General features: G+C 45.1%; 22 protein-coding genes. 8 read left to right on the top strand and 14 right to left on the bottom strand.

Features of this window, described 5'->3' with window-relative positions; all coding sequences use genetic code 11:
* Nucleotides 1-39: 39 nt before the first annotated feature.
* Together ASD40_RS06025 and ASD40_RS06020 are read right to left on the bottom strand one after the other, a co-directional pair.
* Nucleotides 40-2,433, bottom strand: coding sequence for a 3-hydroxyacyl-CoA dehydrogenase/enoyl-CoA hydratase family protein (locus ASD40_RS06025; RefSeq protein WP_057302426.1), 2,394 nt, complete (start codon nt 2,431-2,433; stop codon nt 40-42).
* Between the two features lie 87 nt (nt 2,434-2,520).
* Nucleotides 2,521-4,554, bottom strand: a complete 2,034-nt coding sequence (locus ASD40_RS06020; protein WP_057302425.1) for a (Fe-S)-binding protein — start codon at nt 4,552-4,554, stop codon at nt 2,521-2,523.
* 911 nt (nt 4,555-5,465) lie between these two features.
* On the opposite strand from ASD40_RS06020, the gene ASD40_RS06015 reads away from it, so the two are divergent.
* The 3 genes from ASD40_RS06015 to ASD40_RS06005 are packed head-to-tail and all read left to right on the top strand — an operon-like array spanning nt 5,466 to nt 7,862.
* Nucleotides 5,466-6,053, top strand: a complete 588-nt coding sequence (locus tag ASD40_RS06015) for a TetR/AcrR family transcriptional regulator (protein WP_057302424.1) — start codon at nt 5,466-5,468, stop codon at nt 6,051-6,053.
* Nucleotides 6,054-6,091: 38 nt separating this feature from the next.
* A complete protein-coding gene (locus tag ASD40_RS06010; RefSeq protein ID WP_057302423.1) occupies nt 6,092-6,856 on the top strand; it encodes an electron transfer flavoprotein subunit beta/FixA family protein in 765 nt (254 codons plus the stop codon).
* A gap of 19 nt (nt 6,857-6,875) precedes the next feature.
* The gene (locus ASD40_RS06005) at nt 6,876-7,862 is read left to right on the top strand and encodes an electron transfer flavoprotein subunit alpha/FixB family protein (RefSeq protein ID WP_057302422.1); all 987 of its coding nucleotides are present in this window, start codon (nt 6,876-6,878) and stop codon (nt 7,860-7,862) included.
* A 63-nt stretch (nt 7,863-7,925) separates the two neighbouring features.
* Here ASD40_RS06005 and ASD40_RS06000 read toward each other — a convergent pair whose 3' ends face one another.
* Nucleotides 7,926-8,231, bottom strand: coding sequence for a DUF418 domain-containing protein (locus tag ASD40_RS06000; RefSeq protein WP_057302421.1), 306 nt, complete (start codon nt 8,229-8,231; stop codon nt 7,926-7,928).
* Nucleotides 8,201-8,428 (bottom strand): heparan-alpha-glucosaminide N-acetyltransferase domain-containing protein, encoded by a 228-nt coding sequence (locus ASD40_RS39215; protein ID WP_327205278.1) that lies wholly within the window; start codon nt 8,426-8,428, stop codon nt 8,201-8,203. The genes ASD40_RS06000 and ASD40_RS39215 overlap by 31 nt, the downstream gene beginning before the upstream one ends.
* A gap of 192 nt (nt 8,429-8,620) precedes the next feature.
* On the opposite strand from ASD40_RS39215, the gene ASD40_RS05995 reads away from it, so the two are divergent.
* Complete coding sequence (locus ASD40_RS05995; RefSeq protein ID WP_057302420.1) at nt 8,621-9,043, top strand: ester cyclase; 423 nt, start codon at nt 8,621-8,623, stop codon at nt 9,041-9,043.
* Nucleotides 9,044-9,140: 97 nt separating this feature from the next.
* Here the strand turns inward: ASD40_RS05995 and ASD40_RS05990 are convergent, their stop codons facing one another.
* The 9 genes from ASD40_RS05990 to ASD40_RS05950 all read right to left on the bottom strand — a co-directional run bounded on the left by ASD40_RS05990 (nt 9,141) and on the right by ASD40_RS05950 (nt 16,573).
* Nucleotides 9,141-10,091 carry an alpha/beta fold hydrolase gene (locus ASD40_RS05990; protein WP_057302419.1) on the bottom strand — a complete coding sequence of 317 codons (951 nt, stop codon included), beginning with the start codon at nt 10,089-10,091 and terminating at the stop codon, nt 9,141-9,143.
* Between the two features lie 132 nt (nt 10,092-10,223).
* Nucleotides 10,224-10,433 (bottom strand): YezD family protein, encoded by a 210-nt coding sequence (locus ASD40_RS05985; protein ID WP_057302418.1) that lies wholly within the window; start codon nt 10,431-10,433, stop codon nt 10,224-10,226.
* 19 nt (nt 10,434-10,452) lie between these two features.
* A complete protein-coding gene (locus ASD40_RS05980) occupies nt 10,453-11,283 on the bottom strand; it encodes an alpha/beta hydrolase family protein (protein ID WP_057302417.1) in 831 nt (276 codons plus the stop codon).
* Between the two features lie 228 nt (nt 11,284-11,511).
* Nucleotides 11,512-11,919 (bottom strand): DUF4395 domain-containing protein, encoded by a 408-nt coding sequence (locus ASD40_RS05975; protein WP_057302416.1) that lies wholly within the window; start codon nt 11,917-11,919, stop codon nt 11,512-11,514.
* Between the two features lie 22 nt (nt 11,920-11,941).
* Nucleotides 11,942-12,964, bottom strand: coding sequence for an ABC transporter substrate-binding protein (locus tag ASD40_RS05970; RefSeq protein ID WP_057302415.1), 1,023 nt, complete (start codon nt 12,962-12,964; stop codon nt 11,942-11,944).
* A 46-nt stretch (nt 12,965-13,010) separates the two neighbouring features.
* Nucleotides 13,011-13,349, bottom strand: coding sequence for a 4Fe-4S binding protein (locus ASD40_RS05965; protein ID WP_057302414.1), 339 nt, complete (start codon nt 13,347-13,349; stop codon nt 13,011-13,013).
* A complete protein-coding gene (locus tag ASD40_RS05960) occupies nt 13,349-14,959 on the bottom strand; it encodes an FAD-dependent oxidoreductase (RefSeq protein WP_057302413.1) in 1,611 nt (536 codons plus the stop codon). Before ASD40_RS05960 ends, ASD40_RS05965 begins: the two co-directional genes overlap by 1 nt.
* Before the next feature lie 35 nt (nt 14,960-14,994).
* The gene (locus ASD40_RS05955; RefSeq protein WP_057302412.1) at nt 14,995-15,765 is read right to left on the bottom strand and encodes an ATP-binding cassette domain-containing protein; all 771 of its coding nucleotides are present in this window, start codon (nt 15,763-15,765) and stop codon (nt 14,995-14,997) included.
* 16 nt (nt 15,766-15,781) lie between these two features.
* Complete coding sequence (locus ASD40_RS05950; RefSeq protein ID WP_057302411.1) at nt 15,782-16,573, bottom strand: ABC transporter permease subunit; 792 nt, start codon at nt 16,571-16,573, stop codon at nt 15,782-15,784.
* A gap of 505 nt (nt 16,574-17,078) precedes the next feature.
* Here ASD40_RS05950 and cysT point away from each other — a divergent pair.
* The 4 genes from cysT to ASD40_RS05930 are packed head-to-tail and all read left to right on the top strand — an operon-like array spanning nt 17,079 to nt 20,937.
* On the top strand, nt 17,079-17,885 hold the full coding sequence (cysT, locus tag ASD40_RS05945; RefSeq protein WP_235549181.1) for a sulfate ABC transporter permease subunit CysT: 807 nt from the start codon (nt 17,079-17,081) through the stop codon (nt 17,883-17,885).
* Nucleotides 17,882-18,688: a sulfate ABC transporter permease subunit gene (locus tag ASD40_RS05940; protein ID WP_057302409.1), complete on the top strand. Its 807-nt coding sequence runs from the start codon at nt 17,882-17,884 to the stop codon at nt 18,686-18,688. Before cysT ends, ASD40_RS05940 begins: the two co-directional genes overlap by 4 nt.
* A 14-nt stretch (nt 18,689-18,702) precedes the next feature.
* Complete coding sequence (locus tag ASD40_RS05935) at nt 18,703-19,788, top strand: ABC transporter ATP-binding protein (protein WP_057302408.1); 1,086 nt, start codon at nt 18,703-18,705, stop codon at nt 19,786-19,788.
* 36 nt (nt 19,789-19,824) lie between these two features.
* A complete protein-coding gene (locus tag ASD40_RS05930) occupies nt 19,825-20,937 on the top strand; it encodes a sulfate ABC transporter substrate-binding protein (protein WP_057302407.1) in 1,113 nt (370 codons plus the stop codon).
* 79 nt (nt 20,938-21,016) lie between these two features.
* Here the strand turns inward: ASD40_RS05930 and ASD40_RS05925 are convergent, their stop codons facing one another.
* Complete coding sequence (locus ASD40_RS05925; RefSeq protein WP_057302406.1) at nt 21,017-21,811, bottom strand: TIGR00266 family protein; 795 nt, start codon at nt 21,809-21,811, stop codon at nt 21,017-21,019.
* Between the last annotated feature and the right edge of the window lie 41 nt (nt 21,812-21,852).

Raw genomic sequence — 21,852 nt, 5'->3', positions numbered from 1 at the left:
ATTAAGAGCTCTTTAAAAAGAATGGAAAGGTCTTCTCCCTTAGTTCCGAAGCGCTTTCCCTTTGGAAAGCATGTATTGCATGCGCTGTTGTGTTTTCAGCTCTCCACAAAGACTAAGGAAGGCTTCGCGCTCTAAATCGAGCATATACTGCTCTGTAACTAACGTTCCTGCTGGCACATTACCTCCTGCAAGCACGTGCGCAAGCTTATTCGCGATTAATTGATCGTGCTCACTGATATATCCGCCTTGGCGCATCGTATAGGCAGCAATCTGCATGACCGCTTTGCCGTTCTCGCCAACGACGCGGATTTTCTCTTGCACAGGAGGTGTGTATCCCGCTGCTTCCAAACGAAGAACCGCTTGCTTCGCCTCATAAATACGATGCTCCGGATTCACAACGACCGTATCCCCAGCACGCATATAGCCAAGACGTTTCGTATCATGACCGCTCGTCGACACCTTTGCCATGGCCACCGTTTCAAAAATTGCATTGATCCACGGCTGAAGATCAACTTCCGGGTCACGAACCTGTTGACTTGCTAGAAGGGCTAACTCCTTACATCCGCCACCGGCAGGAATTAAGCCAACTCCCACCTCAACGAGTCCATAATATGTTTCAGCCGAGAAAATGATTTGGTCTGCCGGCATACAAGCCTCAACTCCGCCACCAAGCGTCATCTTATGCGGAGCAGCAACAACCGGCTTTTCCAGCCTTTTGAGCTTCAGCATCGAGTTTTGGAATAAACGAATGATGCCGTCTACTTCATCCCACTCGCCATCTTGTGCTTCCATTAGCAACAACATCACGTTGGCGCCGACACAGAAATTTTTGCCTTCGTTAGCGACAACCATTCCGCGATAGTTGCTGCGTACTTCGTCCACGCTTTGCTGAATCATCGTGAGAATATCTGCACCAATGGCATTGTTCGGGGAGTGAAACTCTAAGCAAGCAACCCCGTCTCCAATGTCTATCAAGCTCGCGCCGCTATTAGAGCGGATGACTTTATTTTGCTGTTTTAAAGAGGCAAGTGAGATCAGTTCCGGTCTTGTTTCAACACCGCGAAACTCATTTTTCAGATAGTAAAAACTCTGACCTCCCCTGTTCTCATAAAAGCTGTCATGACCGGCAGCAATCCAAGCTTTTACCCATTCAGGAACTTTACTGCCTTCTGCTTCCATTCGTTCCACAGAGCGTTTTAGACCAATGGCATCCCACGTCTCGAAAGGTCCGAGATCCCAGTTAAAGCCCCATTTAAGTGCATTATCAATCTCGACAATGGAATCAGCAATTTCATCTAATTTCTCAGCGGAATACAGCAGTACTGGCTTCAGAATGTTCCACGCCAGATCCGAATAGCGATCTTTGGTGCCGAGCAAGGCCTTTAACTTCCCTACCGTACCTTTGGCCTGCTTCGAAGCTTCCAAAGAGCCTGAACTGATTTTGCGGCTTGCCGAATATTCCATGGTATTTAAATCTAGGGATTGAATTTCTTTGCCAGCTTCGGATTTCACTTTTTTATAAAACCCTTGGCCCTGCTTCTCTCCGATCCACCCTTTTTCTACCATCGTTTTCAAAATGGCCGGTGTATTGAAAATTTCCTTCTCCGCAGGGTCAGTCACAAGATCAAACACGTTACCCGCCACATGGACGAATGTATCCAGACCTACCAAGTCCAGCGTACGGAACGTCGCGCTCTTAGGGCGTCCCATAGCCGGACCGGTTACAGCATCCACTTCTTCAACGGAATACCCACTCGCGAGCATTTCACGCAAAGTAACCAAAAGCCCATATGTGCCAATTCGATTGCCGATAAAATTCGGCGTATCCTTCGCTTGAACAACACCTTTTCCAAGCTTTTTCTCACAAAAATCAGTCATAAAAGCAATAATTGCAGGGTCTGTCTGTTCATTTGGAATCACTTCCAATAATTTCATATAGCGAGGCGGATTAAAAAAATGAGTGCCAAGGAAATGCTTTTTAAATTCAGGGCTGGCGCTTTGGACCATGGCGTTGATTGAAATGCCCGATGTATTCGAGGAAACAATGGTTCCCGGTTTCCACACGGTTTCAATGCGGCTGATGAGCTGCTGCTTCGCTTGCAAATTTTCCACAATAACTTCAATAATCCAATCCACGCTTCCAAGCTTCGCTAAATCATCCTCTAGATTGCCTGGTGTAATACGTTCAGCGAAAGCTTCACTATAAAGGGGAGCAGGGTTCGTCTTCTTGAGCTTATCCATCGCGTTAAGAGCAAATCGATTACGCACCTTGGGATTATCTAACGTAAGGCCGGCAGCTTCTTCTTGCGGCTGCAGCTGGGCAGGCACCATATCGAGAAGTAACACGGGAATGCCTACATTTGCCAAATGGGCAGCGATACCGGAGCCCATCACACCGGAGCCGATAACGGCCGCTGTACGAATCTTTGTCATATGGAAATTTCCTCCTACATGATTTTTTCAGTTTTCGCATCAACCTTGACAAACACGCTCGCCCTTCGGGCGAAGAAGTCGTTTATCCTAAGGCGTTCCAAAAACAGACAAGGCAAGAATTTCAGCGATATCTCGCGCTTTAACCTGCTCCTCGACCTCCTTCAGCTTCGTTCCATCCTCCACCATCGTTAAACAATAAGGACAGGCAGAACTGATTACAGTGGGCTTCACACTCAAAAGCTGTTCAGTGCGCGCTACATTAACGCGTGTACCTGCGGTTTCTTCCATCCACATCATGCCGCCTCCTGCACCGCAGCACATACTGTTCTCGCGAGAACGACCTTGCTCAACCAACTCAACCCCTGGAATTGCTCGCAGTACATTGCGCGGCTCCTCATACACTTCGTTGTAGCGGCCTAGGTAGCAAGAATCGTGGTACGTAATACGCTCTCTAACTTCATGTTGCGGCTTTAGACGCCCCTCTTTCACCCACAGATCCAACAGCTCGGTGTGATGGAAAACGTCTGCCGAAAGGCCAAATTCGGGATATTCATTTTTGAATGTATGATACGTATGCGGGCAAGTCGTTACGATTTTCTGAACCTTATACTTTTGAAAAGTCGCAATATTGTCCGCACACAGCTGTTGGAATAAAAATTCATTGCCCATACGGCGAGGTGTGTCTCCGGAGTTCTTCTCCTCATTGCCCAAAATGGCAAAGGAGACTCCGGCTTCCTTCATCAATTTCACAAAAGAATGCGTGATCTTGCGGCTGCGGTTATCGTAGGCTCCCATGGAACCCAAGAAAAACAAATACTCGAATTCCGGGTTTTCCTTCACCGTACGCACACCGAGTTCATCATCCGGATCTACTTCCTTAACCCATTTCACGCGATCATTCCGGCTAATGCCCCAAGGATTTCCTTGTCTTTCGATGTTTTGTAAGGCACGTTGACCATCGTGAGGCATACTGCCTTGAGTCAGTACAAGATGTCGACGCAGATCTATAATCTTATCCACATGCTCATTCCCTACAGGACATTGATCCTCACAATTGCGGCAGGTTGTGCAAGCCCACAGCTCTTCTTCTGTTATAACGCCGCCAATGAGCTCAACTTCAAGCGGGTTATGGGTACTTGGACTAGAGAAAGCAAAAGCTGGCACCCATGGTGATTTCGAGGTGATGGCTGCGCCTTTTTCCGTCAAATGATCACGAAGCTTTGTAATCAAATGCATCGGCGATAGCATCTTCCCTGTCGTATTCGCGGGACAAACATTCGTGCAGCGCCCACATTCCACACAGGAGTAGAAATCAAGCATCTGCTTCTGCGTGAAATCCTCGATTTTGCCTACACCGAACGACTCTGCCTCTTCATCTTCCAAATCCAGAGAAGCCAGTTTGCCGATAGGCTCTGTGCGACGAAGCAAGATATTGATAGGTGCTGTAATAATGTGAAAATGCTTCGATTGCGGCACATAGATCAGAAATGAAAGTAGGATCAGCAGATGCATCCACCAGCTTATATAGAAACCAACCGTTGCCGCTGTATGCGACATACCGCTAAAGGCTGCTGCGAACAGAGATGAAATAGGTGCAAATGCGGATGTCTCCATCCCTTCCTTTACCCGTTCAAACCCACCGCTAACGACAACAGATAGCATCAAGAAAAAAATGAACAATATTACGATACTAGGCTTCCAACCGCGTTTCAGCCGTTTTAGCTTTTCTACATAACGTCGATAGGTCGCATATCCCATGGCCAGAAGAATCAGCGCTACCGTCACTTCCTGCATCAATGTGAAATAATCGTAACCTGGTATTGGTAACCCATGGCCAATTAATCCCTTCAGAATGAGATCCAGCGCCCCAAGCTGCAAAATAATGAATCCATAAAAGATCACAATGTGCATAATGCCGCTCTTCTTATCCTTCAACAGCTTGGTCTGGCCAAATACCTGAATCGCAAACTCCTTCAGCCTTGCTTTCGCTTCCTTTTTCAAATTCACAGACTTGCCAAGCCTAATGTATAAATATCGGTGATACACCACACGTACAAACAAATACACTGCAAACCCCGTAACCGCCAGAAATAATAAAAACTGAATGAGTGAACCGGTCATTGAGGACCCTCCCTAGCGTTTTGCTTTAGCGAAACTTTCTTCTTTAGCATGTTCTGCTTTTTCGTAAGACTTCGTGAGACCTCGTAAGAATGGGCCAAGCAAGTACCCTTAGTAAGTTCCCTTACTAATCCACTCAAAATCGAAGTACTCGATTGTTTTGAGCGATCACCAGATAATAAGAGCCTTTGGGGACTGCTATTTCCTCATTTCCATTGCCTTCCTTGGATTTAGGAGTCTCAAGGTACTCTTATTCCACTTTAATCACACAAATTTGTTCGAAATCCAGATAATAAGAGCCTCTAAAGACTGCTATTTCATCATTTTCAATGTTTTCTACAGATATAGGAGTCTCTAGCGACTCTTATTCCACTTGAATCACACCATTTTGCTCGTCATTCACATAAATAAGAGCCTTTAGAGACTGCTATTCCCTCATTTTCATTGCCTTCTACAGATATAGGAGTCTCTAGGGACTCTTATTCCGAACGAATCTCACCATTTTGCTCGAAAACCTGATAAATAAGAGCTTCTGGAGACTGCTATTTGCCAATTTTCATTGTTATCCACGGATTTAGGAGTCTTTATGGACTCTTATTCCAAGCTAGCCAAGACATCCTGCTCGAATCCAACAATAATGAGCCATAACATCGCCCCACCCTCTACTGAACTCGGAACCCCACAATAAAGTAACCGCTTACATTCAAACATCGTAAAAAAGCAAGTTCCATTTGACCCTATTTCCAGAGTTGAAAACTGCTTCTTTGTGAAGTGTAAGCCGGCAAACCTTCCTACTTGCTTTAATAAGCTGAATAAGTCGTTGACAAGGCGTACTGCGTATTTTATGATGAAACTACGAAAATGAATGAGTATTCATTCACCGATATTTGTATTCTAACACCGAGGTGATCTCCTTGACAAGTGGCAAAAAACCAGACAAGTATTACGCAATTCTCGAAGGCGCTCTGAAAGTGTTTGCTGAGCATGGCTTTCACAAATCCCAAGTATCCCGAATCGCCAAGGAAGCTGGAGTAGCCGATGGCACCATCTACCTTTATTTCAAGAAGAAGGAGGATATTTTGACCAGCCTGTTTCAAGAGAAATTAGGCGAGCTTGTAGAGAAGCTCAATAATGGGTTGAACGACCAAATGACAGCTAGAGAAGCGCTGCACAAAGTATGTGAGATTCATTTCAGTGTACTGGAAGGGAATATTCATCTTGCTTACCTCACCCAAATTGAGCTTAGACAGAGTGATCTCGAGCTTCGCAAAGAGATTGGTCTTGCACTAAAGAGATATATTATCCTCATTGAAAATATATTAGAAAAAGGTAAGAAAGACGGCAGTTTCCGTCCGGATTTTGAAGTGAAGCTTGTGAGGCTTCTCATTTTTGGCGGCATGGATGAAGTCGTTACTTCTTGGCTTATTTCTGGGCAAAAGTATTCGTTAACCGCTCAAGTTGGACCTACCATTGATTTTTTCATGAAAGGCATCGAGTCTTAACGTCTGTATAACATGTATATTCAGGAAGGAGCTTGACTATGGACATTTTTGTATTATTGAAGCAAACGTTTGATACGGAGGAAAAAATCGTCCTTCATAACGGGGCCGTTCAAGAGGATGGCGTAAAGTTCGTCATCAATCCTTACGATGAATATGCGGTTGAGCAAGCGATTCAAATCCGAGATGAGCTGGGCGGCAAAGTCACCCTGCTCTCCGTTGGTCCCGAACGTACCGCTGAAGCTCTACGTACTGCTCTCGCGATGGGGGCTGATGAAGCCATTCTTATCTCCGATGAGCGCATTAAGGGAGATGAGTTCGAAGTCGCTGAAATTTTGGCCAACTATTTGCGTGGACAGTCTGTCGATCTTCTATTAGGCGGTAATTTCTCCGTCGACAATGGGGCCGGGCAAGTCGCTATCCGACTTTCTTCCCTCCTAGGCTTACCTCATGTAGCCTCTATTACGAAGCTCGAAATTTCCGGAGGAAAAGCAGTTGCCCACCGCGATGCAGAAGGCGATATCGAAGTGATCGAGGTACCTCTCCCTGCTCTGTTCACGGCACAGCAAGGGTTGAACGAGCCGCGTTACCCTTCACTTCCTGGGATTATGAAAGCAAAGAAAAAACCATTCCAGCACTTATCGCTTGATGATATTGAGGGCGCTGATTCTGCAGTAGCCAAAACAGAGCGCACGGAATTGACCCTACCACCTGAGCGTAAGGCAGGCCGTATTCTAAAGGGCGACCTCCCGCAGCAAGTTACCGAACTCGTGCAAGCGTTACGCAGCGAATCCAAAGTGATCTAAATAAGGGGAGGCTACATTTATGAGCAAAACATTTCTCGTTGTTGCAGAAGCACGCGGCGGCAAGCTGCGACAGGTATCCTTTGAAGCGTTACGCGCTTCACAGCTTTCCGCTGCTGATGGTGATGCCATCGCCGCAGTATTGATTGGCGGCGCAGGAAGCAAAGCGCTCGCTGGTGAGCTTGCGGCTTATGGCGCAGACACCATCTATGTTGTCGAAGACAACCAGCTGGAGAGCTACAGCTCGGAAGCCTATTTGAGCGCTTTGCTGGCTGTCACGGATATCGCCCAGCCAGGCGCGCTCTACTTCGGCCACACGGCAGCTGGCCGAGATCTCGCACCGCTGGCCGCGGCGAAGCTCGCAGCTGGCCAGCTCTCTGACGTAACGGCTATCTCGCGCAGCGGAGATAGCGTGCAGTTCACGCGACCGCTTTATGCTGGTAAAGCCGTCGAAAAGAAAGCGTTTACCGACCCGGATGGCACATGGGTCGTCACGATAAGACCGAACAACATCGCAGCATCCGAGCCTGACACTTTGAGTCGTCAAGCATCGGTCATCGATGTGGCTTACCCCGCTCCCTCCCTGCGCAGCATCATCCGGGAGGTCGTCAAGAAAACATCCGGCACCATCGACTTGGCAGAAGCCAAGATCGTTGTCTCCGGCGGACGGGGCGTGCGCAGCGCCGATGGCTTCCAGCCGCTCGAAGAGCTGGCTGCCGTCTTAGGCGGCGCTGTTGGGGCTTCCCGCGGAGCCTGCGACGCGGGCTACTGCGAGTACGCGATGCAAATCGGCCAGACCGGCAAGGTCGTGACGCCTGAGATCTACATCGCGTGCGGCATTAGCGGCGCCATCCAGCATCTTGCCGGGATGAGCTCCTCGCGCGTCATCATCGCGATTAACAAAGATGCTGAGGCGCCGATCTTTAAAGTCGCCGACTACGGCATCGTCGGCGATCTGTTCGAGGTCGTGCCGCTGCTGACCGAGGAATTCCGCCGTTTGCTCCAGTAACAGCTACGAAAACAGCCTGATTACGGATCATTTAAGATCTGCAACCAGGCTGTTTTTTCTATTCTAGAACTTCCGCATCACCAATTCCAAAGGACCATGCTTAAATGTACGTCTCCAGATTAGAGAAAATACAAGTGCAGCAACGAAATAGGCCACAGCATATAGCATCGAGAAGGTTAAAGAACCATTTTCGAGAATACCGAATATTTCAAGAATACCTAGCCCCACAACGACATGCATGACATAATGTGTCAAGGTCATCTGTCCTGTATCGATGAGCGCTTGGACGATACCGCGAGCATATTTGCTTTCTGCAAGATAAATGCATATTAGGATTACTAGAATTGCGGAACTTGTTGCAGAGAACATATAAAAATCGCAAACCCGATCCCTGCTAACACTACGAAAACGGCAGATGCCCTTCCCTCGAATAAACTAACGAACCAAGATAACCATGCTGGGCCACTGCCCTCTGCCCCCATTGAGATTTTATAATTGACAAACATCATTCCCAATATGGAAATTGCTCTCGCCAAGTCAAGCCCAGTTATTCGTTCTCCACTCACGTTTTTATCTCCCCATTCCACACTTGCTCCACACTGTATTGCCACAATCGATCGTAATCAAAAGCAAGTTTCTAATTAGGCAAGTTATATTTATTTCAAAGTAAAAATACGAAAATCTCTCTGAAATTGGTCAGTGGGGTTTCTTTTCATGTACAATATATGGATAGAATCAATTTTGTGAAGAGGTGCCCTATGACCACGTTACCATCAGCAATCGTACACCAATTTTTTGAAAAAGTTCGCTCAGGTCTTGCGCCTGATACAGCTAATCTCTACATGGCCGAGCAGGTGCTTGCTCATCAAATGACCGCAGAAAACGAAACTACCGTCCGCCGAACACCAGCCAATTATGCTGACCACGTTAGGGAAATGATCGCAGCCTACGGTGATTTCCACCTGGAGGTACAAGAACTTATTGCACAGGATGATCGTGTTTACGTACGCTGGAAACAGACCGGCACTCACATCGGAGAAGTCGACGGCTTCCCGCCAACTGGCCAAACCATCATTGAGATCGCTAGCGCCGTATATCGCATCGAAAACGAACGAATCGTAGAATACTGGATTCAAATCGATCGCGAAGGCATTCGCCTGCAGCTCCAAAGAAACGCATAAGTCCCCTTATTACTCACTTAAAAGCAAAAGCTGTCCCTCAATCATAGATTTCTCTACAAAGAGGAGCAGCCTTTTCTCTTCTATTCACTTCATGATTTTAACCCCTAGATGCAACCTGCTCATTCAGCCATTCTGCGATGTCATCCATGACTATATCCCGATTCACTTCATTCAACATTTCATGTCTGCCGCGGGGATAGAGCTTGCTGCTAACGTTTTTAAGCCCAAGTTCCTCGTACATGCTAAGCAGCCTGCGCACCCCTTTACCTCCACCAACCGGATCATCTTCACCTGAAAATACGTATATAGGCAAATCTTTACGGATTTGATGGACATGCTTAGCTTGATGAATTTCCTTTAGTCCTCTAAAGAAATCTCTGAAATAACCCGATGTAAACGTAACTCCGCAATATGGATCTTCTACATACTTATCAACTTCGCTTGCATCATTACTTAACCAATCGAATGGCGTTCGGTTCGGTGCGAATTTTTTATTAAAAGCTCCAAATGAAAGAGATGTAACAAGCTTACTCCGGTGATGATCTCCACGAATAGCTGCTTCTGTTGTTGCAATAGCGATTGCTGCATGTAAAGCTGCACCCTGTTTGCCATTTGTACCTGAAAGAATGATACCTTGAACGTTGTCGGGATGTTCTTTAATATACGATACCATGTAATGCTGTGTTAAGAACGAGCCCATACTATGGCCCATCACAAATATAGGAATATGACTGGGATACCTTTTACGGATCTCACTTGTGATCTCTCCCATATTTTCAACCATGCCATGAAAGCAATCTTTGCCAAATTTACCTACAGCTTCAGGTGAACCTGCTGTTCGTCCATGCCCCAAATGATCGTTCGCATAGACAGCAAAACCTTGACTCGTTAATAAAGCAGCAAGCCTCTCGTACCTAAAGGCCGTTTCGGACATGCCATGTGCAATTTGAACAATTGCTTTTATTTCAGTGGTCTCATCAGGCAGCCATTCATAGACATAGTTATTAATCTGCTGAAAGTCTTTCCATATAAAGTGCTGCTTCTGCATAAGATCCCCCCATAAACTTTCCATTTCGCTCCAAACTGTTCTTCATCATTATACGGCTTCCGCTTCATGAAAACAGCCCCCTTTCCGAAGAAAGAGGGCTTGTAAATCACTTATATACTTAACCGTTATTTGCTAACCTTTACTCGTTTGTTTGACTGACTTTACTGCTTGCAGTTGGGATTGCGGTTGAGATGACGCGTCGAATCGTTTTCTCTCTGTTTTATCGATTTGAGCAATTTTTCCATCATGTACGACGATTTGAACGGAACCGTATTCCAACCCGTTTAACATTTGTTTAATTCTATCCACCCAAACATCATCTAACTCTAGTGGTTTCGCCATTCTCTTGCCTCCGATTCCATTAAATTGTCCAATCGTTCCATTCTCTTTTCTGCTTCTGAATAAAGGTTAACCAGTTCCCTGTTTTCTCAAAAAGTTCTTTCGCAGAACCTGTTGTTGAATAAGTATGATCTGCTTGATAGACAAGCTCGAGTTCGCATTGGCCCTCTGATCGCATCCAGAACATCTTCTGGTATAATGGCGCATAATCGACTGGTATGATATCATCCGCAGTACCGTGAATAACGAGGACATCGCCGTTAAATTTACGCAGTTGTTCAAACGGCTGATGCTGAGATAAAGAATCAAAAAATTGACTTGTCAATACATAACCATGATGATCGATCGCTCCACCTAACGGAAGTTTCTCGTATTCAGATTTGCTTACAATTCTTACAATATCATTGTGTGGATGAGCGACAGCTGACCATAGCACGAGTGTTTTCACGCGATTATCTCTCGCTGCCGTTAGAACTGCAGCCGCACCGCCTAAGCTATGACCCACCAAGATCACACGACTGAGATCTACACAATCAATCGTTGATGCATAATCAATAACACTTCGCGTTTGTTCAATCAGAACATCCAGCCCGCCAGCTCCATAGTCGCCAGTACTCTCACCGCAACCACCGTAATCGAAACGGAGAACCAAGTATCCTTGCGAGCTAAACTCACGAGCTGCTTTCACAAATAGACGGTCCACCCCTATCCGGCTGCCAATAAACCCATGACAGATGATGATAAGCGGCCAACGTTGACAATCAACTTGCCCGGCTCCTGATTGATTTGTCGGGTAATGTAACGTTGCGGCCAATTCGACGTCGTCGCTTTGAATTGTGATAGCATGCTCCATGATGTTAACTCCCTTTCGCGTTCGCATATAATTCCGATAAGTTTAGTATGAATTAGGTATAAACCAATATTAGCATCACCTACTAGAGGTGTCAATCCTATTTTTAACATATTCTCAGCAATTATAATTGGCCCTAATTTGAGTTATTTACTTTATTATGTGGATAGAAAAGACTCCCACCTTGCTCTAGTGAGAGTCTTTCCATATTTACCTTTCATTAACCGCACTTCACTCTCGTCTGAGGATGAATTGCTTATACTGATAATAAATCGTACATCCGATACAATAGCCCAGCAAGCCTGCACCTGCAGCTAAGAGTAAAAAGCCAGTAAAGATATATCCCACCATACTCCAACCGATGGCAAAAGATGCAAGTGATAAAGTAAGAAATAATACAGCCAAAGTATTGTTAAACCTTGTCAACTCTGCGGCTTGTGTTTCAATACCGCTTCGAGATAGAAACCCTTTAGACACCGCTACGAACAGATTCCATTTCCCACCACTTACTAGGCCAAGCAATTGAATCAGCCAAAGCAAGGCAACTAGCCAAGTCCATTGAAACGCAAATGCTAGCAAGACAAAGACAACAATACCCGTTTGATTGGCCTTTACATAGGAAATTGGAACTTCTTTCACCCTCATCCCTCCTTGGTCAATCCTATTTCACTAACCAGTCCGTTATAACAAAATCTTTCTTCGCCAAACCTTGCTCCACAAGAAATTTCTTCGTTTCTTCTATTAGCTTTAACCCATCCGGTGTGCTTGATTCAACAGGCCACTGCTCGATCTTAAAGGAGGCTTTCACAACGTCCACTGGATAGCCGGATGCTTCCGCATAGAATTTGAAAAACTCTTCACTGTTCTCACGAATTTCCTTCACTGCTTTTGTGCGAAGATCATTCCAAAGTTTAGGAAATTGAGGGTTTTTAGCCAGATAGTCTTCCGTAACTACCGTTAGACTTGAGCCTTGTAGAACCGGATGTTTCGCCGCTTCATCAATAGCAACATATCCTTTTTTCAGAAGTAATGGCCCGAATCCAGTTGGATAGGCATAGGCTGCAATGTCACCGCGGGATAGCGCAGCTTCGCCATCAGCAGGTAATAAATGCAGGATCTTCACGTCTTTATCAAGCCCTTGCTCCTTAAGCAAGCTAGTTAGATATCGACTCATATAGGAGCCCTGGGAAGTAGCGACCTTTTTACCTTTGAGATCAGCTAAGGTCTTCGGACCGTCTGCTTTAGCTACCAGCCAAGCATTCATATTGATTTGCGTTTGATTAATCAAACGCGTCTTCAGACCTGCAGCTTTCCCATTAATTGCGGGAGTATCCCCATAAATGCCAACATCCAGCGTTCCCGCGGTAATCGCCTCATTCAAGTTAGGACCATTCGGAAAGTTGAAATATTTGAACTCCTTAACGCCGTATTTTTTGAGTTCGCTTTCCAAGTAACCTTTGGATTGCGCCCAGCCTTCCGGTCCTGTAATGGTCTTATTGTTGTTCGCTGAAATAAAACCGATACGAAGTGTTTCAGGCAGTGTAATTTTTGCTTCTGATGCTGCTGTCGTCGTTGCTGCGGGAGCCGTTGTTTTCGTCGAATTTGCACCGCAAGCCGCTAAAAATACTGTAAATAAAGTTAAAATAAGAGCAGAACTGAGAAATTTCAATGATCTCTGTGTCATATGTCTTTGGACCCCCTGATAGTCATGTGGAATGATAATAAGCGAATTAATGCGATGCACGCATACGTTGGAAAATGATATAGGAACCGTCTGAGGAGGCTGTCGATTCTCTGCCTTTCCCCCAGCCTATGTTCTCTTTGTAGCTTCCTAATAAACCTTCTTGAACTAACTCCCCTTCGTCGACTGCTATCGTTTGTTCCGCAACCGGAGAAACGTAAAGAGCATCCGTTGGGCAGTATAACTCACACATGAAGCAGCTTTGGCAGTCCGATTGTCTGGCGATGACCGGAATTTCTCCTGCTACGGATTCGAATACATTCGTTGGGCATACGGATACACACTGATTGCAGCTAATGCAGCGATCCTTACTGAGCAGTTCAATCATTACACAACAACCTCCTTTTTGACGCTTAAAAAGGATTGCTCAATCAATGGCTTTGCCCATGTTGTATCCAAACCGCCGCTAATGATGCGGTACTGCTGGTCTTGATCAACTCGCGGGAAATCCTCCCGGCGATGCATGCCGCGTGTTTCCTTTCGCTCCAAACCACTGGTGTACATCCATCTCGCTGTTGCCGTCATAGCAGCTGCTTCACGAACTCGAACAACATTCCCATCACTAGCTTGAATGCCCTGCTTCAGCTCATGCCAGAGATGATTCAAGCGTCCCAGCGAATCTTGTAAACCTTCTCCTGTGCGGAACCAATTGCGGTCATACGGAAACACTTCGGCTTGAACCGCTTTGATAATTTCTTGCGTATCAGGTGCATCGGATCTTGTCGTTGCTTGTTTAGGTACACCTGTAGCCTCGGATAATCCTTTAGCCTTCCTATTTGAAGCTCCTGCGCCTAGTTTCAGCGCATATTTAGCCGAAGCTTCACCTGAGAAATAGCCCGAGGACATAGCCCAAGCTGCGTTGTGGCTTCCACCGCCGGTAAATCCACCGCAGATTAGCTCTCTTGTCGCTGCATCTCCTGCTGCATAAAGACCAGGCACTTCTGTTGCACACGTTTCGTCAATGATATGGATACCGCCAGTGCCTCTAACAGTCCCTTCAAACCGTAGTGTGACAGGAAACTTTTGCGTGAAAGGGTCGATGCCTAGGCGATCGAATGATAGAAAGAAGTTAGGCTGCGCCTGACGCATCGCTTTTTTGACGATATCATCTGCCTTATCGATTCTTGCGAACACTTGCTGCGTCAGCAGCGTACGAGCAATCACCGAACGCCCTTTTTGCGAGCCCGCACCTTCTATTACGCTGCCATCTTCATAGTAAAATGTTGCCCACGTATAGAAGGCAGACTTCGTTACAGGAGAAAAGGCCGGTGCTAACGAATACGCGGTTGAGAATTCCATGCCTGATAAGTTAGCTCCCGCTTCAGCCGCGAGCAAGTATCCATCACCTGTCAAAACATTCGTCCCCAGAGCCTTACTAAGGAAAGCACATCCGCCCGTTGCAATCACGACTGAGGCCGCATCTACACGCCACGTATCATTCGTTTGGTTGTTCACCCCTGTTGCCCCTGCCACACCATGCTCATCTGCTAGCAATTCAAGCGCTGGACTGTGGTCCAGGATGCGGACTCCCGCTTTCTGCACTTGCTTGCGCATCAGCTTCATGTATTCAGGTCCTTGCAAGCTCTTCCGATGCGAAGTGCCTGCTTCGTCGAGCGGGAATGGATATCCCCAAGCAGCAATTTGATTCGTATTGGTATACGTTTGGTCTAGGACTTTCTTCATCCAACCGCGATCAGCTAAGTAACCGCCAAGTGCTTCTCTACTCTTCATAGCTTCTTCACGCTCATCCGCATTGGGATTCACGTACCATAAGCCTGTGCCAGATGGTGCCGTAGCACCGCTCGTTCCGCAATATCCTTTATCGACCAGAATGACTTTCGCTCCTTCTTTCGCCGCTGTGATGGCTGCCCATGCGCCAGAAGGTCCCCCACCAATAATTAGTACATCCGCTTGGAACTGCAAATCAAATTGAGTCATTCCTATGTCCTCCTTTATTTTCGTTCTTCTATTCGTTAAATCGAGAAGACATCTGCCGCAATTTTTAGCTGCTCATACGATTGCTTCACAAGAAGCCTATCCAAAATGGTCTTCTCATAATAAGCGAATCCACTATCATGCTCTCTAGGTCTAGAAAGCGAGATCTTTAAATCCAGACCTATTTTCCCATCTTCGATAATGATGACCCTGTCAGCTAAAGCTACAGCTTCACTAACATCATGTGTGACCAACAGGACAGTGAATTGCTTCTCCAACCATAGCTGCTCAATAAGCTGCTGCATTTCAATCCGAGTTAAAGCATCCAAAGCGCCTAACGGTTCATCTAAAAGCAGTAATCGCAGATTACCCGCCAAAGCTCTTGCCAAAGCTACTCGCTGCCTTTGGCCACCGGAGAGAACAGCAGGCCAATCATCCCGTTTATGTTCAAGCCCAACTTGCTGAAGTGCTCGAAAGGCAACTTCTTTGTCTCCGGATTTAACCCCAATCCGCACGTTATCGATATTTTTTTTCCACGGCAGCAGCCTGTGCTCCTGAAACAGTACCCTCGTATCTTCGTGAATTCCATTAATCGCTTGAGCATCCAATAAGATGGCACCGCTTGAAGCTTCATCGAGTCCTGCAATTAAACGAAGCAACGTACTTTTACCACAACCACTGCGACCTACTATCGCTACAAATTCTCCCTGTTTAATCGATAAATCAATCCCAGATAACACATGTGTTTGACCAAATGCTTTGCTTACATTCCGAATGTGCAGCTGAGTGCCTCCGCTTTTCATGCTCATGACTTTTCCCCCTTCTCTAGGCTTTATTCAAGTAGTTGTGATGCCACTTCAACCAACGATTTTCAAAATACTTGGCTATTAAATCAGATAATTTCCCTAATAAGGCGTACAAGATCACACATAATACAACAACATCCATTTGCATAAATTCTCTAGCATGCGTTGCCATATAACCAATCCCCGAATCCGCAGCTATCGTTTCGGCTACAATTAAACTAAGCCACATGATGCCTAAAGAAAATCGGATGCCAAGTAAAATGTTCGCTAATGCCCCTGGTAAAATCACTTTTGCAAATAACGCAAACCCTTTAAGGCCATACACTTTACCCATTTCTACTAAACCTGGATCGACGGATCGAATCCCATGAAACGTATTGAGGTATATGGGGAAAGCAACTCCCAATGAAACGAGGAACAGCTTTGATGTCTCACCTATACCAAACCACATAATAACGAGAGGAATCATCGCTAGGTGGGGAATGGTTCGAACCATTTGGACAGAAGAATCCATATATCGTTCGGCTATTGGGAATACCCCATTTAGCAAACCAATGACGAATGCAATGCTCCCGCCAATCAGGAACCCAAGAAAAGCCCGCTTCGTGCTCACAGCTACATATTCGAAAATAGTTCCATCTTTAATTACACCGTATAAAGCAGTTAAAACCTCCCAAGGCGTAGGTAGAATGCGCTCAGATAACCACCCAAATAATCCAAGAACTTGCCAGAGAAGCAAAATGAGGATCGGTATGACCCAAGGCTGCCAAAACTTAGATTCCTTTAATGATGAAGTGCGATTAGCTAGCATGTGAATCCCTCTTTCTTCGCATAAAGTAAAGTGGCGTTAGAAAACGGAAAAGACTCCCGATTCATGCCTCAAAATGCTAAGCAAGAATGGGAGTCTCCAGTCATCTGGTCGACTCTTTTATTTAATTAAATAATTCATACCCGATTACTTGGTTTTAATATGTTTCCTATACTATCACCAGTTTTAGGCTTCGTCAATGAGTTTTTTCTACATTCTAAAAGACTATTTCATTAAGAAATAGTTATTTTAAGCCAACGTTTATTTCTTTTGAAATATTCCTTCATTAATAAGCTTGTCTTTTAACATCAGAAAATCGTTTGCAAAAACTGTATTTTAGTACTGCATATCATGCTATATTCCTTGTGAATTTACTTGTTAGAAAAATTTTTCAGCTTTCTTGCATAAAAATGAGTTTAGGCGTATTGACAAATTAGAACGATCGTTGGTATAGTCAATTTATTATTCCGAGTAAATAGCTATGATTAATAAAATTAGGTGGTGTAATGTGGGAAATAAGGTTTTTAAAGCTACGGTTCGATCTGTGCTTATCGGCTATTTGATTGTACTTCTTGTCATCCCAATAGGTTCCATCTATTTGAAGGGATTTTCATTGGGATGGGATCCATTTTGGAAAGAGGTTACAGGACCATTAGCCTGGAAGTCCATCGTTCTAACCATTAAGCTCAGCGTTGTCTCAACTATTATTCAAGCGATTGTGGGTACCATCATTGCTTATGTCCTCGTCCGTTATACCTTCCGCGGCAAAAGCATTTTAAACAGCATGGTAGATCTTCCCTTCTCGCTTCCGACTTCAGTAGCTGGTTTAATGTTCCTAACCCTATTAGGACCTTCAAGTCCACTAGGTGTCTGGCTCGATCATTTGGGAATTAAGCTGCTTTATAATCAAACTGCTATCGTTATTGGCCTTGTATTTGTTACCTTTCCTTTTGTTATTCGAACTGTTCAACCCTTGCTTGAACAAATCGATCCAGCAGAAGAACAAGCCAGCTTTACGCTTGGTGCGGGTAGATTTTATACCTTCTGTAGAATCGTGTTCCCAGCCATTTTCCCAGGTATCATCGCCGGCAGCATGCTCGCCTTTTCTCGATCACTTGCCGAATTTGGAGCCATCTCCCTTATATCAGGCAATTTGCCCGGTAAAACGATGGTAGCATCGGTCTATATATATGGTGAAACACAGAATTTTAATCCCGAAGGCGCCGCCGCTATCTCTCTCGTGCTTCTTACATTGTCCGTCCTTATTCTCTGGATCATCAATGTACTGACACGCGGAAAGGGGCGCCTAGCATGAGAAAAGTATTGATCAGTATTTCGTTTCTCGTTATTTTCTTACTTATTATGTTGCCTTTTCTTGGTATTACCTTTGGTGCTTTTGAAGAAGGCTCGCAAGCTTTTTTCGATGCTCTTGTACGACCTGAAGCCCTGCATGCCATGAAAATTTCTTTAATTATAGTAGTGATTGTAACCATACTTAATGCCATTGTCGGCATTTACGTTTCCTTAGAAATTGTCAGAGGTTCTTGGATCTCTCGCTGGTTGAAGCCTGTCATCAATGCACTTATTGATCTACCATTTGCTGTATCTCCAATCATTGTTGGTTTAATGGTTATTTTGATTTTCGGTCCAAATACGACGTTTGGCACCTTCATGGAAGATCATAATATGAAAATTGTCTATGCTGTGCCCGGCATGGTCTTAGCAACGATGTTCATTACATTCCCTCTGATGGTACGTGAAGTGGTGCCTTTACTTGAAGAGATTGGTACACAGTCGGAAGAAGCTTCCGCTACTTTAGGAGCTGGCGCCTGGCGTACATTCATTCAAATTACATGGCCAGGTATTCGTTGGGGCGTGCTATATGGTCTCATTCTCACGATTGCAAGAGCACTTGGTGAGTTTGGATCAATCCTAGTCGTGTCTGGCAATATCATTAATCAAACGCAAACAGCTACAACCCTTGTTTATCAAGATGCCGAACAATTCCACCTCGTGGCAGCGAACAGCGTTGCTTTCGTCCTAGGTCTCATATCGATTTCTATTTTATTAGCACTTGAATGGTTGAAAAGAAGAAGTGAAAAATTGAGAAGCCATTAAGGAGGAGCCCCAGCATGCATATCGAAGTCAAAAATTTAAATAAACATTTCGGGCAGTTCCATGCCATCAAGGACGTTAATTTCAGCATTACAAAAGGTCATCTGGTAGGTTTGATCGGGCCAAGCGGAGGCGGTAAAACGTCCATTCTTCGCATGTTATCGGGATTAGAAAGCCCAACCTCTGGCGATATTTACTTCGACGGGAAACTGGCGACTCATCTTCCGGTTCAAGAAAGAGGAATTGGGTTCGTGTTTCAAAGCTATGCCCTTTTCAAGCATATGACCGTATTTGAAAATGTCGCCTATGGCTTAAAGGTTCTGAAAAAGCCAAAGGATTTCATTCAAGATCGCGTTACTTACCTACTAGGTTTGATGGGGCTTGCCGGTAGTGAGCGTAAATACCCTCATCAACTCTCTGGCGGTCAACGCCAACGGGTTGCCTTTGCAAGAGCATTAGCACCTGAACCTCAACTGCTCTTGCTTGATGAACCTTTTGCAGCCATTGATGCTAAAATTCGTAAAGAGCTGCGCGTTTGGCTCAGAAACCTCATCGATGAATTTAAAGTAACAACCCTGTTCGTCACTCATGATCAGGATGAAGCCATTGAGGTTGCGGACGAAATCATTCTTGTTCAAGGCGGAAAAATTGAGCAGCAAGGAAGTCCTTGGGAGATTTACACGAAGCCTGCTTCCTCTTTTGTGGCCTCATTTATTGGAGAATCCAACATCATTTCTCAATATACCCCACTAATCGGGTTTCCTTACTTAGAAGAATTGCAGAATGATGGTAAATGGCTTCCCGATGTGAATGTGTTGATTCGACCCGAATCCATTGAAGTTCGCCCCCATGACGTGTCTCATCTCGCTACAGCTGGGGAAAAAGGGAAAGTAACACATGCTCATTTCCGTGGAGATTCCTGGTATTTGGAAATTGATACAGGGGCTATCAAGCTATTTGCTTATCAGTCCGTGAAGGAAAAGATTTATCAACCTGGAGATGAGGTAAATATCCTCATCCATCATATCTCCGTATTTACGAAGACCGACAATAAGTTAATTGAGAATCAGGCTAAACAAGATCCACTGCCTGTTTTTATATAAAAATTTGTGTATACATTAGAAGGGGAGTTGTAAACCATGAAAAATTTCAAAACGCTTGGCTTAATCACAGCAACACTATTCACAGCAAGTATCGCCCTAACAGCTTGCGGATCAGGGACAAAGTCTGCAAGCTCACCTGCTCCATCTGCTGCGACAACAGCTGCAGCTACAGCCGCTGTAAGCGCTGCTCCAAAAGCTGAAGGTGGCAAAGTGACAATTACACTTGGAGCTTATTCGGTCGTCAAAGAATCCTTCGATCTCATTATTCCAAAATTTAAAGATCAATGGAAAAAGAAAACTGGTCAAACTGTAGAATTCCAAGAATCTTATGTGGCTTCTGGAGCGCAAGCTACTGCCATTATCCAAGGTTTTGAGGCTGATATCGCTCCACTGTCTTTGGAAGGTGATATTCAAAAGATCGCTGAAAAAGGTTTAATTACGCACGACTGGAAAAACAATCCTTACAAAGGTAATATCACAGCTTCAATTGCAGCAATTGGTGTTCGTGAAGGGAATCCCAAAGGAATTAAAGACTGGGCTGATTTGACGAAACCGGGTGTTGAAGTTCTGATTCCTAATCCGAGCACTTCCGGCGGAGCCAAATGGGATATCAATGCCATCTACGGCGCAGGCCTGAAAGCTTCCGAAGCTGCAGGCAAAAAAGACCCTGCCGCTGCCAAAGATCTTGTAAGTAAAGTATACAAAAACATCAAAGTATTGGATAAAAGTGGAGCAGATTCCCTTACTACCTTCGATAAAGGTGTTGGCGATGCGATCGTAACTTATGAAAATGAGCTTCTAGCTCGTATTCAATCCGGTAAAAAGTATGTAGAAGTCATTCCACAATACACGACATCCATTGAGAATCCAGTTGCCCTTATTGATAAATACGTAGACAAACATGGTAATCGTGAAGTAGCGCAAGCGTTCCTAGACTTCTTATATACACCTGAAGCACAAACCGTATTCGCAGAAAAGGGCTTCCGTTCCGTTCTACCTGAGGTTGCTAAGAAATACGAGAAAAACTATACTACGCCTGCTGGTTTATTCAACATTGAATACCTCGGCGGTTGGGATAAAGTGAACAAAGAGCTTTATGGCAAAGGCGCAATCTGGGAAACCATCCTTGCAGAAGGTGGAGCCAAGTAAGAACATAGGAAAAGCCCGGTGCGAATGGTACAATTCGCTTCCGGGCTTTCTTAATTATTATACGTCATTTGAGCGATCCTTATCTTCCATCTCCATCAAGCAAATTACCAAGACCACCTAGGATACTTCCCTCTTCTTTCCTTCCTCCCGCTCTTGATGCTGAAGCCAAACGGTCCGCCAGCCTGCTGAACGGCAAGGATTGAATCCAGACGCGACCAGGTCCGCGTAACGTAGCGAAGAATAAGCCTTCGCCGCCGAATAACGCCGTTTTAACGCCTTTGACCATCTCAATATCATAATCAACCTCTTGTGTCATAGCCACGAGACACCCCGTATCCACTCGAAGCATTTCTCCTGGACGAAGGACACGTTCACAGATGGACCCACCTGCATGAACAAAAGCCAAACCGTCACCTTCAATCTTCTGCATGATAAAGCCCTCGCCACCGAAGAAACCAGCCCCTAGCTTACGCTGAAAAGCAATGCCTACCGAAACACCTTTCGCTGCGCATAGGAAGGAATCCTTTTGACAAATCAACTTACCACCGAGATCTTGTAAATCCATCGCTATGATTTTCCCAGGATACGGTGCAGCAAAATTAACCTGTTCTTTCCCGTGCGAACTGTGATTCGTAAAAACCGTCATGAATAAACTTTCACCCGTTAATAATCGTTTACCAGCACCAAGCAGCTTGCCCATGAACCCTTTATTATCACTGCTGCCGTCTCCAAAGACAGTCTCCATCTGGATGTTTTGATCCATCATCATCATGCTACCGGCTTCTGCTACGACACTTTCACCCGGATCCAACTCAATTTCCACATACTGCATTTCATTTCCTAAAATACGATAATCAATCTCATGTGCATTCATTACCTACTTACCTCCTATTTGTTTTCCATAAGGAAATTGAC

This window comes from Paenibacillus sp. Root444D2, from assembly GCF_001426375.1.
Classification (GTDB): domain Bacteria; phylum Bacillota; class Bacilli; order Paenibacillales; family NBRC-103111; genus Paenibacillus_E.
Note: the sequence above shows the minus strand (reverse complement) of the source record. Positions and strands in the feature narration are given on the sequence as shown.

Coding starts and splice junctions, on each gene's coding strand:
- ASD40_RS06025 (WP_057302426.1), bottom strand. CDS start 2,433: ATGACAAAGATTCGTACAGCGGCCGTTATCGGCTCCGGTGTGATGGGC.
- ASD40_RS06020 (WP_057302425.1), bottom strand. CDS start 4,554: ATGACCGGTTCACTCATTCAGTTTTTATTATTTCTGGCGGTTACGGGG.
- ASD40_RS06010 (WP_057302423.1), top strand. CDS start 6,092: ATGGACATTTTTGTATTATTGAAGCAAACGTTTGATACGGAGGAAAAA.
- ASD40_RS06005 (WP_057302422.1), top strand. CDS start 6,876: ATGAGCAAAACATTTCTCGTTGTTGCAGAAGCACGCGGCGGCAAGCTG.
- ASD40_RS06000 (WP_057302421.1), bottom strand. CDS start 8,231: ATGTTCTCTGCAACAAGTTCCGCAATTCTAGTAATCCTAATATGCATT.
- ASD40_RS05995 (WP_057302420.1), top strand. CDS start 8,621: ATGACCACGTTACCATCAGCAATCGTACACCAATTTTTTGAAAAAGTT.
- ASD40_RS05990 (WP_057302419.1), bottom strand. CDS start 10,091: ATGCAGAAGCAGCACTTTATATGGAAAGACTTTCAGCAGATTAATAAC.
- ASD40_RS05985 (WP_057302418.1), bottom strand. CDS start 10,433: ATGGCGAAACCACTAGAGTTAGATGATGTTTGGGTGGATAGAATTAAA.
- ASD40_RS05980 (WP_057302417.1), bottom strand. CDS start 11,283: ATGGAGCATGCTATCACAATTCAAAGCGACGACGTCGAATTGGCCGCA.
- ASD40_RS05970 (WP_057302415.1), bottom strand. CDS start 12,964: ATGACACAGAGATCATTGAAATTTCTCAGTTCTGCTCTTATTTTAACT.
- ASD40_RS05965 (WP_057302414.1), bottom strand. CDS start 13,349: ATGATTGAACTGCTCAGTAAGGATCGCTGCATTAGCTGCAATCAGTGT.
- ASD40_RS05960 (WP_057302413.1), bottom strand. CDS start 14,959: ATGACTCAATTTGATTTGCAGTTCCAAGCGGATGTACTAATTATTGGT.
- ASD40_RS05955 (WP_057302412.1), bottom strand. CDS start 15,765: ATGAGCATGAAAAGCGGAGGCACTCAGCTGCACATTCGGAATGTAAGC.
- ASD40_RS05950 (WP_057302411.1), bottom strand. CDS start 16,573: ATGCTAGCTAATCGCACTTCATCATTAAAGGAATCTAAGTTTTGGCAG.
- ASD40_RS05940 (WP_057302409.1), top strand. CDS start 17,882: ATGAGAAAAGTATTGATCAGTATTTCGTTTCTCGTTATTTTCTTACTT.
- ASD40_RS05935 (WP_057302408.1), top strand. CDS start 18,703: ATGCATATCGAAGTCAAAAATTTAAATAAACATTTCGGGCAGTTCCAT.
- ASD40_RS05930 (WP_057302407.1), top strand. CDS start 19,825: ATGAAAAATTTCAAAACGCTTGGCTTAATCACAGCAACACTATTCACA.
- ASD40_RS05925 (WP_057302406.1), bottom strand. CDS start 21,811: ATGAATGCACATGAGATTGATTATCGTATTTTAGGAAATGAAATGCAG.